Annotated in this window: 11 protein-coding genes, 1 pseudogene and 1 riboswitch; of the genes and pseudogenes, 6 read left to right on the top strand and 6 right to left on the bottom strand. The window is 66.0% G+C overall.

Going from position 1 to position 16,906, the window contains the following annotated elements; genetic code table 11:
- The first annotated feature begins 43 nt into the window (after nt 1-43).
- On the top strand, nt 44-1,369 hold the full coding sequence (locus IC234_RS21415) for a DUF885 domain-containing protein (RefSeq protein WP_190928779.1): 1,326 nt from the start codon (nt 44-46) through the stop codon (nt 1,367-1,369).
- Between the two features lie 43 nt (nt 1,370-1,412).
- On the opposite strand, the gene IC234_RS21410 is transcribed toward IC234_RS21415, so the two are convergent.
- On the bottom strand, nt 1,413-2,318 hold the full coding sequence (locus IC234_RS21410) for a S66 peptidase family protein (RefSeq protein WP_190928777.1): 906 nt from the start codon (nt 2,316-2,318) through the stop codon (nt 1,413-1,415).
- Nucleotides 2,319-2,484: 166 nt separating this feature from the next.
- Between IC234_RS21410 and IC234_RS21405 the strand changes: the two genes are divergently transcribed.
- Together IC234_RS21405 and IC234_RS21400 are read left to right on the top strand one after the other, a co-directional pair.
- Nucleotides 2,485-5,442: an alpha/beta hydrolase fold domain-containing protein gene (locus IC234_RS21405; protein ID WP_190928775.1), complete on the top strand. Its 2,958-nt coding sequence runs from the start codon at nt 2,485-2,487 to the stop codon at nt 5,440-5,442.
- 120 nt (nt 5,443-5,562) lie between these two features.
- Complete coding sequence (locus IC234_RS21400) at nt 5,563-6,804, top strand: alpha/beta hydrolase (RefSeq protein ID WP_190928772.1); 1,242 nt, start codon at nt 5,563-5,565, stop codon at nt 6,802-6,804.
- An 80-nt stretch (nt 6,805-6,884) separates the two neighbouring features.
- On the opposite strand, the gene IC234_RS21395 is transcribed toward IC234_RS21400, so the two are convergent.
- The 3 genes from IC234_RS21395 to IC234_RS21385 all read right to left on the bottom strand — a co-directional run bounded on the left by IC234_RS21395 (nt 6,885) and on the right by IC234_RS21385 (nt 10,993).
- On the bottom strand, nt 6,885-8,147 hold the full coding sequence (locus IC234_RS21395; protein ID WP_190928770.1) for a homoserine dehydrogenase: 1,263 nt from the start codon (nt 8,145-8,147) through the stop codon (nt 6,885-6,887).
- Between the two features lie 212 nt (nt 8,148-8,359).
- On the bottom strand, nt 8,360-9,388 hold the full coding sequence (metX, locus tag IC234_RS21390) for a homoserine O-acetyltransferase MetX (RefSeq protein ID WP_190928768.1): 1,029 nt from the start codon (nt 9,386-9,388) through the stop codon (nt 8,360-8,362).
- 225 nt (nt 9,389-9,613) lie between these two features.
- Nucleotides 9,614-10,993, bottom strand: coding sequence for an O-acetylhomoserine aminocarboxypropyltransferase/cysteine synthase family protein (locus IC234_RS21385; protein WP_190928766.1), 1,380 nt, complete (start codon nt 10,991-10,993; stop codon nt 9,614-9,616).
- Nucleotides 10,994-11,382: 389 nt separating this feature from the next.
- Nucleotides 11,383-11,498: riboswitch (SAM riboswitch) on the bottom strand.
- Nucleotides 11,499-11,724: 226 nt separating this feature from the next.
- Here IC234_RS21385 and IC234_RS22285 point away from each other — a divergent pair.
- The 3 genes from IC234_RS22285 to IC234_RS21370 all read left to right on the top strand — a co-directional run bounded on the left by IC234_RS22285 (nt 11,725) and on the right by IC234_RS21370 (nt 15,295).
- Nucleotides 11,725-12,012: a hypothetical protein gene (locus IC234_RS22285; protein ID WP_449405230.1), complete on the top strand. Its 288-nt coding sequence runs from the start codon at nt 11,725-11,727 to the stop codon at nt 12,010-12,012.
- Between the two features lie 148 nt (nt 12,013-12,160).
- Complete coding sequence (locus IC234_RS21375) at nt 12,161-12,583, top strand: hypothetical protein (protein WP_190928760.1); 423 nt, start codon at nt 12,161-12,163, stop codon at nt 12,581-12,583.
- Nucleotides 12,584-12,745: 162 nt separating this feature from the next.
- Entirely contained in the window at nt 12,746-15,295 is a 2,550-nt protein-coding gene (locus IC234_RS21370) for an erythromycin esterase family protein (protein WP_190928758.1), read from the top strand.
- Between the two features lie 72 nt (nt 15,296-15,367).
- Here IC234_RS21370 and IC234_RS21365 read toward each other — a convergent pair whose 3' ends face one another.
- Nucleotides 15,368-16,444: a lysylphosphatidylglycerol synthase transmembrane domain-containing protein gene (locus IC234_RS21365; protein WP_190928756.1), complete on the bottom strand. Its 1,077-nt coding sequence runs from the start codon at nt 16,442-16,444 to the stop codon at nt 15,368-15,370.
- A 150-nt stretch (nt 16,445-16,594) separates the two neighbouring features.
- Nucleotides 16,595-16,906 (bottom strand): annotated as a pseudogene (locus tag IC234_RS21360) (hypothetical protein); the annotation flags it as partial.

The following is a 16,906-nucleotide window of genomic DNA, read 5'->3' as shown; positions in this document are numbered from 1 at the left end:
GTGGAAGTTGGCGTCATTGGTGAAATTCCACATCCCGATGCCCATGAACCAAAAGTGTATTCTGAAACTCCTGCTGTGGTTGTTGCTGGGATGCGTGGCCCGGCCCGCGGCGGCACAAACGGTAAGCCGGCTGGCGGCCGACTACCTGGCCGGGTACCAGCAGTTGCGCATTCCGGAGCAAACCTTCGACTTCCAGCAAAACCTGCGGCAGATTCCGCCCGCCGAGCAGCTCCGGCGCCAGCACGATTTCTTTCTGAACGTGCAGCGGCAGCTGGCAGCGGTGAAGCGCGGCGGCCTCGGCCTCACCGAGCAGATTACCTACGACCACCTGGCCTACGAAGCCGCCCAAAACCTACGGCGCGTGACGTTGGAAACGGCCTTTCGGCGCACCAATGCCGCGGTGCCCGCCACCGGCCTGGCCGCCCTGCCCAACCACCACGCCTGGTACGCGCTTTATGCCCGCCAGTACACCAGCACGGGCCGCCCGGCCGACGAGCTGTTTGCTTTTGGGCAGCAGCAGGTGGTCCGGGTGCAGGGCGAAATTCGCCGCCTGCGCCGCCAAATGGGCTACGGACAAGACAGCGCCGGTTTCTACCGCTACCTGGCGTCGGACAAGTTTGTGCTGACCGACACGGCCGCCATCATTCGACGCTACCGTGCCTTGGAGCGGCGCCTGCGGGCGCACTTGCCGGTGGCTTTCGCCGACACGGCCGTGCCGGCGCTGCGCATCCGCCTCTGGGAGGGCGCCACGCCGGCCACGCCGCCCGGTATCTACCGCGAGGGCAGTTTCGATTTCAACTTCGCCAGCGGCCGCCACAACACCCGCGCCATGGAGTGGATTTTCGAGCACGAGGGCATTCCCGGGCACCACTACCAGTCGTCGTTGCAGCGCAAAGCCGGGCCGCTTTCGCCGCTCAGCGCCCTCACGTTCTACTCCGGCAACGCCGAGGGCTGGGGGTGCTACGTCGAGTACCTGGGCAAACAGTTGGGCCTGTACCAGCAGCCCGAGGCCGAGCTGGGCAAGTGGGAATGGGACCTAGTGCGCTCGGCCCGCGTGGTGCTCGACGTGGGCATTCACGACCGGGGCTGGACCCACGCCCAGGCCCTGGCCTACTGGCAGGCCAACGTGCCCGGCCAACAGGACATTGCCGAACGGGAAATCAACCGCGTCACCAACTGGCCCGGCCAATGCCTGAGCTACAAAGTGGGTGCCCAGGTCATCGAAGACCTAAAAACGCAGCTGGAACACCGCCCCGGGTTCAGCCTGCGCCGCTTTCACGCCGCGTATCTGGCGCTGTCGCGCCTGCCCCTGGAGGTGGTGAAGAGCCATATCGACGCCGTGTACAACACGCTGGGGAAACTGGGGTGACCTGGGCGGCGCTAGGATTCGGCTTGCCCCACGCTGGGCAGGCCTACGCCGTCAGGCGTCCACCGCTGGCGTCTACCGTCAGCGTCACCGTTTGGCCCACCACCATGGCTAGGTTATCGGCCTCGTGGCCCACGGGGAAGCCGTACGCCACCGGGAAGTTGTACAGCTGCGCGTAGCGGTCGATGATTTCCTCGGCCGTGACGCCGAAGGGGATGGCGTTGTCGCGCATTTGGGAGAAGTGGCCGACTACCAGCCCAGCCAACCCTTGCAGCTGCCCGCTGCGGTGCAGGTGCAGCATCATGCGGTCGACGTGGTAGAGGTACTCGTCCAGGTCTTCCAGAAACAGAATGCGGCCCGCGAAGCTGGCCTGCGAGGCCGTGCCCGTGATGGTTTGCAGCAGGCTGAGGTTGCCGCCCACCAACTCGCCGGTGGCCGTGCCAACACGGTTGAGGGTGTGGGATGCGGCCGTAATGGGCTGGAAAGCTTCGCCGAACAAAGCCCGGCGCAGGGTTTCTAGGGCCAGCTCGCCGCCTGCCTGATGAAACAGCACCGGCATCACGCCGTGGATGCTGGCGTGGTCCAGGGCCAGCAGGTGCGCGTTGAGCACGGTGATGTCGGAGAAGCCGGCCACCCACTTGGGGGCGCGGCGGAAGGCCGTGAAGTCGAGCCCGTCCACGATGCGGGCGGTGCCGTAGCCGCCCCGCGCGCACAGAATGGCCCGGATGCCGGGGGCGTCGAGCTGCTGCTGAAAGTCGCGGCGGCGCAGGTCGTCGGGCCCGGCAAACTGATGGAAGTCGCCGGCAATGCTTTCGCCTAGTACCACTTCCAGGCCCCAGCTTTCGAGGGTGGCGATGGCGGGGGCCAGGTCGGCAGCCGAGATTTTGCGGGCGGGGCTCACGATGGCCACGCGGTGGCCGGCTTGCAGGGCAGGGGGGAAGGTAACGGGCATGGGCAGGAAGATTAACCGCCGCAAAGAAAGCAATGCCCGCGCCGGTCAGGCATTGCCGCCGCTGGCGGGTTTCGGCCAAAGTTCGGGCCCGGCCCCAACCCCGGCCAGGCATTCTTCGTCAAGTTCGTAGCTTTAGCCTATTCCGCTCACCGCTTTCCCGGACCCTATGAAACACCTGCTACTCCTGGCCCTGGCGCTGCTGCTCGGCACCCGGCTGCCGGCCGCCGCCCAAACCCCCATCGACACCACCGGCGGGCGTTACTTCCAGCCCGTCTTCCCGGGTGTGACCGTGACTTCGGGCGTGGTGTACGGCAATACCACCAACCCCGTGTTCGGCACGGCCCTGCCGCTGCTCATGGACGTGTACCAGCCCACCGGCGACACGGTCAGGCGGCGACCGGTCATCATCTTTGCCCACGAGGGCGGCTTCGTGCGGGGCTCGCGCGCCGATGCCTACATGACGGCCGTGTGCACGCAGTTTGCCCGGCTGGGCTACGTCACGGCCAGCATCGATTACCGGCTGCTGTTCTTCCCACTCGACACCACCAACGTGAGCCGGGCCGCCATCCGCGGCATGCAGGATATGCGCGCCGCCGTGCGTTTCTTTCGCCAGGACGCCGCCACCGCCAACGTGTACCGCGTGAGCCCCAGCCGCATTGTGGTGGGCGGCGCCTCGGCCGGGGGCTTCATGGCCCTGCAAGTGGCCTATTTGGATAAGGCCAGCGAAGTAACTGCCGACGTGAACCTGGCCGCGCTGGGCGGCATCGAGGGCAACAGCGGCAACCCCGGCTACAACAGCTATCCGCTGGCCGTGCTCAACCTGAGCGGCGCCACCAACCCGCCCCGCATCATCGAGCCCGGCAACGCGCCCCTCTACAGCGCCCACGGCACCGCCGATGCCGTGGTGCCCTACCTCAAAGGCCGGGTGGGGGCCGGGCTGCCGCCCAAGTACGTGTTTGGCAGCGGCCTGCTGAACCCCTACGCCAGCAGCGTGGGCGTGCTCAACGTGCTGCGTCGCTTCAGCAAGGCGCCCCACATCCCGCAGTATCCGGTGCAGAGCGCCGGCACCGGCAGCCCCAGCTCGGCAGCTTACGCCGATACCACTTTCCGCGACGTTCGGGCGTTTTTGCGGCCCTTGCTGGCGCCCTTTGTGGCCCCGGTGCTGCCCAGCCTGGTCATTAATACAAACACCGCCGTGGCGCCCGGCTCCTATCAGGACATTACCATCAACAGCGGCCAGGCCACGCTCAGCGGCAACGTGACCGTCTACGGCACGCTGGTCATCAAAAGCCTGAGCGGCCAAACGCCGGGCTCGCTCAAAACCAACTGCTTTGTGGTGGACGGGCCCGGCAGCTTCGACCTGCAAGCCGGGGCTGCGCTGCGGATTTGTGACCCGGATGGCATTGCGGCCAGCGGTGCCGCCGGGGCCATTCGCAACACGGGCAGCCGCACCTTCAGCTCCGATGCCGTGTACGTGTACGAAGGCACTGCCAACCAAATCACCGGCTCGGGTTTGCCTGGTCAGGTGCGCGATTTTGAAGTGAATGTGTCCAGCTCGCTCTCCGTGCAACTGACCAATGGGCTGAGCATCAAGCAGCGTTTCCTGCCCACCAGCGGGCAGGTGCTCAACAGCCAGCAGCTCACGCTGCTCTCTGGCCCCACGGGCACCGCCCTGGTGACGCCCGGCGCGGCCACGCTACGGAGCAGCGTGGCCTTCCAACGCTACCTCGACCCCAGCGTGAACCCCGGCCCGGGCTACCGTCATTTGGCTTTGCCGTTTGACTTTGGGGGCTTCACCAGCGTGAGCGCGCCGGCCTTCACGCCCGAGTTTAACCCCGCTTACAACACGGCGGCCCGCCCCGATTTGGTGCGGCCTTTCCCCAACATCTTCGTTTACGACCAAGCCCGCGCCCTGACTTCGCCGGCTACCAGCTACTCGGAGTTCGACAAAGGCTGGGCCGTGCCCGTGGCCCCCGGCGGCTCGCTCACCAGCTTCGACCGCGGCCAGGGCTTTACGCTGAACATTACCGCCGGCCAAACGCTAAGCCTAGCCGGCCCCCTCTCCCGCAACAACGAAGACATTGCCGTGACGCTGCCCGCCGCGGCCACGCCCACCGCGGGCTGGCACTTCCTGGGCAACCCCTTCCCGGCGGGCCTGAACTGGGACGCCGTGACTATCCCCGCCGGCCTGAGCGGCGCCATGTACATCTTCGTGAGCACCAGCCAGTACAGCGGCAACTACCGCGCCTACGTGAACGGCGTGGGCGGCGCCGGGGCCACCGTCCCGCTGGGGCAAGCCTTCTTCGTGCGGTCGTTGGCCAACACGCCGGTCACGCTCACCTTCCCCCTTAGCGCCCGCATCACCGACTACGCGGCCGCCAACGCGGCCACCGTGCAGCGCGGCACCACCGATGCCCGTCCCCGCCTGCGCCTCACCCTGGCCGCAGCGGGTGCCGCCCCCGCCACCGCCGACGAAGCTTACCTCTACCAGGAAGCCGGCGCCACGGCCAGCCCCGACGCGGCCTTCGACGCCGCCAAAATGCCCAACCCCAGCGGCCTGAACCTGGCCACGCTGGCCAATGGCGAGGCCTTGGCCATCAACGGCCTGCCGGTGGTGGGCGCGCCCGCCACCGTGCCGCTGGCCGTGGCCGTGCCGCAGCCGGGCGCCTACGTGCTCACCGCTGTCCAGCTGGCCAACTACGCCGCGGGCGCCCTCACTCTGACCGACGCCCTCACGGGCACGCGCACGCCGCTGGCCGCCGGCGCACGGTATGCCTTCACCATGGCCGGCACCACGGCACCCGGCCGCTTTGCCCTGGAGCTAAGCGCCGCTGGCGTGCTGGCCACCGGCCCCGCTCAGGCACTGGCCGCCCAGCTGCAGGTGTTTCCCAACCCCGCTTCGGGCAGCTTCCAGGTGCTGCTGCCGCTGCCTGCGGGCCAACGGGTGCCGGCCGTGGCCGAGCTCACCAATGCCCTGGGCCAAACGGTGCGCCGCCAGCCGCTCGCGGCCTCCGGCCAGGCCTTGGCCGGCGAAGTGGACGTGCGCGGCCTGGCGCCGGGCGTGTACCAGCTGCACCTGCGCGTGGCGGGCCTGCCGCTGGTGCGCCGCGTGGTGGTGCAATAAGCCGGAACTTGCGCCCTGACCAGCTGTTTCGTCTCAAACTCGGCCCTGGCCGGTAGCGGTGCGGTAAGCGCCGTGGCTGACCTGGCCACTTTCCACATTTCTGTTGTTGCTTAGCTTCTTATGAAAACACTGTTTATCTGCTTCGTCCTGCTGCTGTTTGGCGCGCGCATGGCCTCGGCGCAGGCCGTCATTGACACCACCCAGGGCCGCTACTACCAGCCCGTGTTTGCCAACGTAACCGTGACTTCGGGCGTCAACTTCGGCTCGGCCGTAAACTCGGCCGGTGCCACCCAGCAGCTGCTGATGGACATTTACCAGCCCACCGGCGATGCGCTGGCCCGGCGGCCGGTCATCATTTTTGCGCACCAGGGCGGGTTCATCACGGGCTCGCGCACAGATGCCTACATGGTGGCCGTGTGCACGCGCTTTGCCCGGCTGGGCTACGTCACGGCCAGCATCGACTACCGCCTGCTGGACTTCGGCACCATCATCGGCGGGGGCTTCGACACGGTGAACATCGCTAAGTCGGCCATTCGCGGCATGCAGGACTTGCGGGCGGCCGTGCGCTTCTTCCGCAAAGACGCCGCCACCACCAACACCTACCGGGTGCATCCCAACTACATCACCGTGGGCGGTTCATCGGCCGGGGCCTTTGCGGCCCTGGAAGTAGGCTACCTCGACAAAGCCAGCGAAGTGCCCGCCTACGTGGGCATTGCGGCGCTGGGCGGCATCGAAGGCAATAGCGGCAACCCTGGCTACAGCAGCCAGCCGCTGGCCGTGCTCAACCTGAGCGGCGCCACCGAAAACCCCAGCCTCATCGAACCCGGCAACGCGCCGCTGCTCAGCGTGCACGGCACCGCCGACGGCACCGTGCCTTACCTGCAGGGCCGCGTGGGCAGCAGCCTGCCGCCCAAGTACGTGTACGGCAGCGGCCGCCTGCACCCGCGCGCCGCGCAGGTGGGCATCCGCAACACGCTGGTGCGCCTGTCGCGGGCCGGCCACATTCCCTTCGAAAGCACCACCGCCCCCGGCCTGCTCTACGCCGACACCACCTTCCGCGCCATCCGCGACTTCCTGCGGCCCAGCCTAGCGCAAGCCGGCACCGTGCTTGCCACTGCGAGGGCCAGCGCCACCCCGGCCGCCCAGGCCTACCCCGTGCCGGCCGAAGACGCCGTGCAGCTGACCCTGCCCAAAGAACTGCTGCTGCCCCTGCAGGCCCAGCTCCTCGACGCCGCCGGCCGCGTGGTGCGCGTCATCAGCCCCGAGGCCCACGACCTGAGCCTGCTGCGCAATGCCCTGAAACCGGGCGTTTACTTCCTGAAGTTTCCCGGCCAGCCGGCGCTGCGACTGGAATTTAAATAGGAAAATTGACTTGGTTTGCCACGCAAGACAAGGGGCGCGATTCAGCTGAATCGCGCCCCTTGTCTTGCGTGGCTTCCTGATTAGACCAGCTCAGCCGTGCCCTGGGCCCAGGCGTGGGCCGCGGCGGCGGCAGTGGGCACCTCGTGCAGGCGGGCCACAAACACGCCGTTGGCTCGCAGCTCTTTGCGCCAGGCAAACAGCTGCTCCAGCGCCACGGGGCCGGTGGCGTAAGTGCCGTGCTCATCGGTGCGCAAGCTTTCGGGCGGCAGTTCCAGCCAGGTCAGCACCTCGCGCAGGGCCCCCACGTCGGGATGGCTCACGTAGGCTTCCACGGCCAGGCCCTGGGTAAGCTGAACGGCTGGCGCCGCGGCCTGCCTCGCGTAGCCGTAGCGCAGGCCGCGGCGCAGCGCCAGCACATCGGCCAGCACGGCCGAGCCGGTGGGGTGGCCCCCGGCGCCCCGCCCCCGCAGGAACTGCGCGCCGGCAAATTCCGCCTCCAGCACCACGCCGTTGAACTCGCGGTCCACGGCGTAGAGCGGCGACTCCGGCCCCACCAGCTGCGGCGTCACCAGCGCCGTGACGCACCCGTCCGGCAAGCGGTACAAGCCGGCCACCACCTTGATTTTGCGGCCGTGCGCGGCGGCGCGGGCAATGTCGGCCGCCCCAACGCCTTCGATGCCCAGGTTCAGCACTTGTTCGGGGTTCAGGAAAACCCCGTAGGCGTGGGCGGCCAGAATCACGGCTTTCGAGCGCGGGTCGAAGGCGCCCATGTCGAGCGCGGGGTCGGTTTCGGCAAAGCCCTGGGCCTGGGCTTCGGCCAGGGCGGGGCCGTAGTCGGAGCCGTCCTCGCCCATGCGCGTCAGCACGTAGTTGGAGGAGCCATTGAAAATGCCGCTGACCGCGCGCAACGGCTCGTGACTAAAATACTGGTCGAGCGTGCGAATGACGGGAATGCTGCCGCACACGGCCGCTTCGTAGAGCAGCGTGCCGCCGCACTCTGCCTGCAGCCGCACCAGCTCCGGCAGGTGCCGGGCCAGCATGGCCTTGTTGGCCGTTGCCACGCGGCGGCCCTGGCGCAGGGCCGCGCTCACCAGCCGGAAGGCCTCGGCCGCGTCGTCAATTACTTCCACCAGAAGGTCCAGTTCGGGGTCGGTCAGCAGGTCATCGGCCTGCAAGCTAAACCGCTCGGCGGGTAGCGTCCGGGGTTTGGTGGGGCTTTTCACGGCAATGCGCGTCACGGTGAGGCCTAGCTCGGGCTGGCGCTGCACGATATCGTAGAAGCCCTGCCCCACGCAGCCAAAGCCGATGAGGCCAATGCGCAGGGGCGGTTGGGTTGGGTTCATTTCTTTGATTATGAGATGGTCGGGCGTCGGTCCCTGGGCAGCTCTTTCGTAAGCAAGCTTGTACCAAGGCCACGCTCTTTGTGCCGGCCAAAGTGTGTTTGTACCAGTGCTTTGGTCTTTGTGCTAATCTGCCGGGATTTGTGCTTCAGCGACGGCTTTCTAAGCCACTGAAGGGACTTTCTTCTAAGTTAATGGCATCGCTGCGTCAAGAATTAATGCACGAACGTGGGCGCGTAGAACCGTTCCAGGAAGTGCGTAATGCCGGCTGTTTCCAGCAAAAAGCCGTCGTGGCCGTAGCGCGAGTCCAGCTCCGCGTACATTGCCCCGGGGATGTGAGCGGCCAGCTCGCGCTGCTCGCTGAGCGGAAACAGCACGTCGGACGTGATGCCCAGCACCAGCGTGCGCGCCCCGATGCGGCGCAACGCCGCCGCCACGCCGCCCCGGCCGCGGCCCAGGTTGTGACTGTCCATGCTGCGGCTCAGGGCCACGTAGCTATAGGCGTCGAAGCGGGCCACTAGCTTGTCGCCCTGGTAGCGCTGGTAGCTGCTGGCGCGGTGCTCGTGTGGCAGGTGGTCGTCGTCGGGGTCGGTTTGGGTGTCGGCGTAGGCCGAGTAGCTGCGGTAGCTGAGCAGGGCCACGGCGCGGGCGGCCCGCAGGCCTTCGTCGCCCCCGCCGGGCTGGCCGGCGGCGTAAGTGGGGTCGGCCTCGATGGCCAGGCGCTGGGCTTCGTTGAAGGCAATGCCCCAGGCCGAGTGCCGGGCGTTGGTGGCAATGACCACGAGGTGGTCGAACAAATCGGGCCGCTGCACGGCCCACTCCAAGGCCTGCTGCCCGCCCAGCGAACCGCCTATCAGGGTGTGAATGTCGGTGAGGCCCAGGTCCTGGCGCAGGGCCTCGTGCGCCGCCACCAGGTCGCGGATGGTCAGCCGCGGAAAGTGCTGGTAGCGCGGGCGGCCCGTGGCGGGGTCCGGGTCGCGCGGGCTGGTGCTGCCGTAGCAGGAGCCCAGCACGTTGGCGCACACAATGAAGTACTCGGCGGGGTCGTAGTAGCACCCCGGCCCCACCAGCCCCGGCCACCAGGCCAGCACGTCGGCGTTGGCCGTGAGGGCGTGGCACACCCACACCACGTTGGCGCGGTCCTCGTTGAGCTGGCCCCAGGTGCGGTAGGCCACGTGGGCCCCGGCCAGGGTTTCGCCGCTTTCAAGAAGCAGGTCGGGCAGGTGAAAAATATGGTCTGACATGGGTCATCAAGTAAAAAAAGCCGCTGCAGAACCAGCGCACGAAACCGGCCCTTGGTATCTCACCCCCATCTTTCTCCAACAAACTGCAGGAAAGTGGGCCCGCCCGTGGGCTGGTTCTGCATCGACCAAATTTTGTCAGTTGTCAGTTGTTAATTATTGGTTGTCAGTTTGTTTGGCAAGAAGTCTGAGGCTAACAACTGACAACGAGCAACTGACAACCAGAAACTACACTTCCAGCGGCTGGGCGTGCTCCAGCTCGGGCTCCGCCACGGCGTCGCCCTCGGCGGGGCGGCCGGCGGTGTTGCCGATGGCGTCGAACGCCTGCTGCAAATCGGCCTTGATGTCTTCAAAATGCTCGATGCCCACCGACAGGCGCAACGACGTGGGCGTGACGCCGGCGGCCAGCTGCTCCTCGTCGCTGAGCTGCTGGTGCGTGGTGGCCGAAGGCTGAATGATGAGCGTCTTGGCGTCGCCCACGTTGGCCAGGTGGCTGATGAGCTTGAGGTTGTCGATGAACTGCGTGGCCGTTTCCTTGCTGCCTTTGATGCGGAAGGAGAGCACGCCGCCGAAGCCGCGCTTCAGGTATTTCTGGGCCAGGCGGTGGTAGGGGCTGCTGGGCAGGCCGGGGTAGTTCACGCTTTCCACCTGCGGGTGCTGCTCCAGCCAGGTCGCGATTTTGAGGGCGTTTTCCACGGTGCGCTCCACGCGCAGACTCAGGGTTTCGAGGCCGATGAGCAGCTGGAAAGCGTTGAATGGGCTCTGCGAGGGGCCGAAGTCGCGCAGGCCTTCCACCCGGGCCCGGATGATGAAGGCGATGTTGCCGAACGGCCCGCCCTTGCCGAATACGTCGTTGAACACCAGGCCGTGGTAGCCTTCGCTGGGCTCGGTGAACTGCGGAAATTTGCCGTTGCCGAAGTCGTAGGTGCCGCCGTCCACAATCACGCCGCCGATGCTGGTGCCGTGCCCGCCAATCCACTTCGTGGCCGACTCGACCACGATGTGCGCGCCGTGCTCCAGGGGCCGGAACAGGTAGCCGCCCGCCCCAAAGGTGTTGTCCACAATCAGCGGCAGGTCGTGCCGGTTGGCAATGGCCGCAATGGCCTCAAAATCGGGAATGCTGAAGCTGGGGTTGCCAATGGTTTCGAGGTAGATGGCCTTGGTGTTCTCATCAATCAGCTCCTCAAACGAGGCCGGGTTGTCGCCGTCGGCGAAGCGCACCTCGATGCCCAACCGCTTGAAGGCCACCTTGAACTGGTTGTAGGTGCCGCCGTAGAGGAAAGCCGTGCTCACGAAGTTGTCGCCGGCCTGCAGGATGTTGTTGAGGGCAATGAACTGCGCCGCCTGGCCCGAGCTGGTGGCCAGCGCGGCCACGCCGCCTTCCAGCGCCGCCACGCGCTGCTCAAACACGTCGGTGGTCGGGTTCATCAGGCGGGTGTAAATGTTACCGAACTCCTTCAGGGCAAACAAGTTGGCGCCGTGCTCGGCATTCTTGAACACGTAGCTGGTGGTTTGGTGAATGGGCACCGCGCGCGAGCCGGTGGTGGGGTCGGGCTGCTGGCCGGCGTGGAGTTGCAGGGTTTCGAAGTGCAGGGATTGAGCGGACATAATGGGGGAATGGTTGAAGGTTGAAAAACCGGAATGAGTTGATTGGAAAAGGCGCTAATCAGCTTGTCAACAAGCCCTTGAAGCGCAGCAAGCCCCCAGCGTGTGCCCGTGCTGAAGCGGTGGCCCGGTGCGCGCCGAACGCGCCGAAAAGGCGCGCGACGGCCCCGAGAAGCCACCAGAAAATCCAGAAAAGAGGGGAGGGGGTGCCTAAGCCGAAATCAGCTTAGCAACAACACGGGCAGCAACAGTACATTCGCATTCGGGCGAACGGCGCGGCCGGCATGCAACGGCCCAAGGCCGAAACAGAGAAACCCGAAGCCCCAGCGCGCAAAGCAGCCGCAGGAGTCGGGTTGGGAAAGGCGAAACGAGAAGAATTTTCCATGGCACTCGAGTCATATGCCCCAGCGCGGCCAACGCCGCAGTGGGTAGGAATTGGCACCTTTCACAGGAAGGAAGGTTGCCAGCGGGTCAGGGAGCCTAGTCTCTCGCCGCTTCTGTATAAAACGTAAAACTTCCCGCCGTTAGCAGGGAGTACCGGGTTGGTGAGGGCAAATGTACGAGAGAAATTTTTGGTCGGGCAAGCGAGGCGGGCGAAATAATTTTTTCGCTGGCCGTTTTCGGACCCGCCCAAACACAAAAAAGCCACCCTGAAACAGAGTGGCTTTTCTCACCTTTTTTCTGCAAAAAAGTACCTAGAGACTAGGTAGGGTTAACACCTGACCGACTTCGATATGGTCAGGGTTACTGCCGATGGTGGCCTTGTTGGCCTCGTATATCTGATGCCACTTGGCGGCGTCACCGTAGTGGTGTTTGGCAATTTTAGACAGCGAGTCACCGCTTACCACGGTGTACGAATCGCCGGCGGCGGCTGGATTGGCATTGGCCGCGTTTCCGAAAAAATCAGTGCCGCCAGCAGCCGGCTTCGCTGCGGGCTCTACGGGTTTTTGCTCGCCTTTGTCGCTGAGAAAATCAAAGAGTCCCATGGATTTGTTCCGTTTGATGAAAAAAAATTTGAATGAGCCGCCCCGAGGGGGTAGCCAACAGGGCCCATATACGGGCCGGCTCAGGCGAAGTTGCGGCGTAAACTCTTTTGCTTGCGGGTCCGTAAGCCGACGAGTTTGCGACCGCAGGCATTCTCATTCTTTCACCATTCTTCTTTTTGTGCTCATGAAACTTCAGTCCCTTTTTTCGCTCCGTTATTTCGCCAGCCTGTTGCTGTTGGTGTCGTTGTTTGTCACGGCGTGTGGCAACGACAAAGGCAAGGTAGAAGGCGTGAATATGCTGTACGGCACCGATAGCAAGGTATGGAAAACTGCCAAGGAAACCGATGCCAGTGGCGACAAAGTAAAGCAAACTGACGCGCAAAAACAGCAGGAGCTCCACGTTTTTGCCAACGGCAACTACACCATGACCGACGGCGCCGCCGGTGCCGTGTCGGGCAAGTACACCTTCGACCAAGCCGGTAAAACCATCACCTTCACCCCCGAAGGCAGCGCTACGGCCAACACTTTCGCCGTAGAAACCCTCACCGACGACAAGCTCACGCTGAAGTCCGCCGACGGCGCCACGCTGATGCTGGAAAAAGACTAGGCATCGCCGCCAATTCTACAAAAAGCCCCGAACCACTGTGGTTCGGGGCTTTTTTGTTGTTCAACAGTTGGGCTCAAGCTCGGGCCTGGCGGGAAAAGGCCAGTAACTTGCCGCCACTTTCCGGGCTGCACCAAGCAGCCTTCCCACCTTTTTCTGCTACGCATGCTGATTGATTGCAAGGCGGCGGCCCTAGCGGGGGCGCTGCTGCTGGCGGGCGCATTCGCCCACGCCCAGGCCCCTGCGCCCCTGCCCACCCACGCGGTGCGCAGCATTGCCCCAACCGACACCGATTTTCGGGACCTGAATTTTTTGAAAGCCGAAATCGGCCCGGCGCGGGTGGTGATGCTGGGCGAGCCCACCCACGGCGAAGGCAACGTGTTCGAGGCCAAAATCCGGCTGTTGCGCTTTCTGCGCGAGCAGATGGGCTTTACCACGGTGGCTTTCGAGAGCGGGTTTTATGACCTGCACAAGGCCCAGCAGGCGCTGGAAGCCGGCCGGCCGGCGCGGGAAGCCCTTGGCAACAGCGTGTTTGGGGTGTGGACTTCGGCGCAGGAGTTTCAGGGCGTGCTGCCGTTGGTGGGCCGAAACGGGCTGCGCGTGGCCGGTTTCGACCCGCAGCTGAGCGGCGAGTACGGCGGCGACCTGGTAGATGACTTGCAGGCGTTTCTGGCCCCGCAGAAGAGCGCGGCCCTGCTGAATTACGACTACCTTGAAAGCGTCATCGGCTTCATGGGCGAGCGTTTCACCTTTCTGCCCACCACCACGCTGGCCGAGTTTGAAGCGGAAATGGCCAAAGCCACGAAACAGGTGGCCAAAGCTGCCGCCAGCTCCGATGCCCGGCGCCGCACCGAGGCCGCCTTCTGGCAGCAAACCCTGCGCAGCCTGCTGGCCCAGGCCCGCGACTACGCCGAGCACGACCCCACCGCGAAAACTGAACAGGAGTTTAAGGCCCTCGACAGCAACCCGCGCGATGCCCAGATGGCCGCCAACCTGCTGTGGTACGTGCAGCAGCACCCGCAGGAAAAAGTGGTGTGCTGGGCCGCGCTGCCGCACCTGGCCAACCGCACCGACCGTTTCGACACCGCCGAGCTGCAAGCCTACCGGCCCATGGGCCGCCTCGTGAAAGAGGCTCTTGGGCCCGAGCAGGTGTACATTTTGGGCACGCTGGCCGGCGGCGGCTCGCACGGTTTCCCGGCCATGGGCTACCGGCCGGTGCCCGTGCCGGCCGCGGGCTCGCTCGAAGCCGAGCTGCTGGCCCAGCCGGCCGACTACGCTTTCGTGAGCCTGAAGCACGACGCGCCCGGCCGCGAGCTCACCACCTACGCCTTCGACTACACGCCCATGCGCGCGCCCTGGAGCGAGGCGGTGGACGGCTTTCTGTTTTTGCGCGAGGTGCACCCGCCGCGGGGGGCCCGCGCTACCGCCAGCGCCGCCCTGCCCGCCCCGGCCGACAGCGCCTCTGCCAATAGCGGCCCGGGCAGCCGGAACCCGGCCGCAGTGCCCCGCCGCGTGCGCGCCGCCACCGCCGGAGCCGCCGTGGTGCCGGTGCGCGGCGTGGTGCTCGACCGCCAGACCAAGGCGCCGGTGCCTTATGCCTCGGTAGCGGTGCCGGGCCAGGGCGTGGGCACGGTGGCCGACGGCCAGGGGCGCTTTGCGCTGGGCGTGCCGGCTGGCGGGCGGCTGGCGGTGAGCAGCGTGGGCTACGCCACGGCCAGCGCGACGCCCACGGCTGCCGCCCTGACGGTTTACCTACAGCCCGCGGCCTACGAGCTGGCGGGCGTGCAGGTGCGGGGCGAAAGCCTCGACCCGCGCAAGATTATGAAGAAGGTGCTGGCCGCCGCCCCGCAGAATTACGAGCAGGCCGACTACTCGGCGCAGCTCTACACCCGGCGGCAAGTCATCAACTTCGACACCGTGCGCTACGAATCGGAGTACGTGAGCCAGACATTTGAGCCCGGCGGCTACCGCAACTGGAACGGCGGCTTCATGGGCTGGGGCCCGCAGCACCAGATTCGGGTGCAGGAGGCCCACGTGCTGAAGCGCCCGGCGGCGCGGATGCGCGCCAGTGACATCGTGGAAAGCGGCCAGGGCTTTTATGCCGCGGCGGCCGACCCGGTGCGCATCTCGCCCCTGTTCAAAACCAGCACCGTGGGCAAGTTCCGCTTTCGCCTCGACAGCGTGCTGGTGCGCGACGGTGAAACCGTGTACCTGCTGAGCTTCGCTGTGAAGCGCGCCACCCACCGCAGCACCGGCACCTACCTCGAAGCCGGCTATTCGGGCCAGCTGGAAATTCAGCAGCGCGACTACGCCGTGACCCGCTACCAGGCCCTGTGGCAAATGGACACCGTGAAATGGAACGCCGTGGCCCACAAGCACGCGCCCAAGCACGACTTCGTGGCCCACCTATACAACACCATCCTCACAGATTCGCGCACCGACCACGTGGTGGAATACGCCAAGGGCGCCAACGGGCGCTACCACGTGCGCCGCAGCATCGGCAAGGGCGTGGGCGTGGGCCGCGTCATCGGCGGCTCGGCGTTCCACACCCAGAAAATCTGCGACGAATACTTCGCCGACCTGCCGGCTGGCACCGCCCTGCCGCCGCCCAATCCCAAGCTGGAGCCCCGCTTTGTGGGCCATGAGCTGGACGAGCTGACGCTGACGGAATTCCGCCCCGAGTTCTGGCAAACCTACCAGCGACCCGCAAAGTGAGGCGTAAGCGCCGTGCCGCTACAGTTTTCAGCACGTATTGCCGTTCTGTAATCCCAGCCTAGCGGTAGGTTCTTATTCCTTGCCTCCGCGCGCAAATACCCGCGTCACCCAGCGCGGCAGGAACACCAGCCCCAGCACGAGGTATAGGTAATACGTCACGATGCGGTAGAGGAACACCAGGAAGCTGGTCATAGTGGCCGTGCCGATGAACTTGCCAAAAAACGTGGGAAAGGCGCCTTCGGCAATGCCCGCGCCGCCCGGCGTGATGGCCACCAGCAGGATGACTTTGTAGGTGATGTTGCGGGCGAAAATGAACAGGAACGTGCCCGAATCCATGGGCACAAAGGCGGCAATGAGGCAGCCGATGATGGCGTAGCGGGCCGTCCAGACGAAGGCCGTGCTCACGCTGGCCCGCCACCAGTAGGCCGGCCCGTTGCCGCGCAGCTGGCCCGAGGCCCGCACCATCTCCTGGCCGTGGCGGTAGGCCGTGCGCCGCCAGCGCCGCAGCAGCGGCAGCGAAAACAGCCGCACCAACAGCCGCCGCACCGACCTGGGATTGATGAAAATGGCGTACAGCATCAGCCCCGCATAGAGCGTCACAAACAGGTAGCTCACCCCAAATGCCACCCGCAGCGTGGCCACAAAGCCGGTTTGCAAGGCCTCGTGTGGGTAGAGCCCGGCCCCGGCAATGAGCACCACCAGGGGCACCATCACCACGTAGTACAGGTTGTCGAGCAGGGCCGTGACCATGATGTAGGCCAGTCCTTTGCCCAGCGGAATGCCTTCTTTCTCCAGAATAAACGGCGCCGCGCCCGTGCCGCCCTGCCCCGAGGGAAGCACGCAGGACGCGAATTCCCAAATCATAATCACGTCGAGCGCCTGCCGGTAGGTGAGCTCGGTTTCGGCAATGTGGCGGATGCGGTAGATGTAGCCTAGGTCGCGGGCGGCCAGCACCAGCACGGCCGCGGCCAGCCAGCGCCAGTCGGCCTGGGCCAGCGGGGCCAGGTCGCCGGGCTTATAGCTGCGCCAAAAGAGGTAGCCCACCACCAGCAGCCCCAGCGCCACCGGCAAAATGAGGCGCGACGGCCGCAGGCGCTGCAAAAAATGCGCGTCTTGGTCGGCTACGGGAGTGGGCGGAGGAGTAGGCATCGGGGGAAATGAGCGCCGGGCAAAAGTAGGCGTCGGCCGGCGCGTTGGCACGAAGAAACAAAAACGTCATGCCGGGCGCAGGTGAAGCAGCTTGTTTGCTTCGGTTGCGCCCGGCACGACGTTTTCTCTGCTAACGCCAACGCCTAGCCGTTAGGGGCGGCCGCCGGGGCTGCCGGCCGGCGTGGTGCCGTTGGGCGTGGTGGTGCCCGGCGAGGGCGCGTTGGCGGGTGCGTTGATGAGATTGCCGGGCTGGGCCGGGGCCGGCGTGGCCGGGCGGCGCGTGGTATCGGCGGGTTGAGCCGTGGGGGCTTGCAGTCCGGGCAGGGTGCCGGGCACCGCCGCCGGTGCGGTGCGGGTCGAGTCGGTGGGCGTGCCGGGGGCGGGGGCTGCCGGCTGGCTGCCGGGCGCTGCGCCGGGCACGGCACCGGCCGGGCGGCCGGGGTAGCCGCCCGGGTAGCCGCC

This window comes from Hymenobacter armeniacus (assembly GCF_014699055.1).
GTDB lineage: Bacteria > Bacteroidota > Bacteroidia > Cytophagales > Hymenobacteraceae > Hymenobacter > Hymenobacter armeniacus.
Note: the sequence above shows the minus strand (reverse complement) of the source record. Positions and strands in the feature narration are given on the sequence as shown.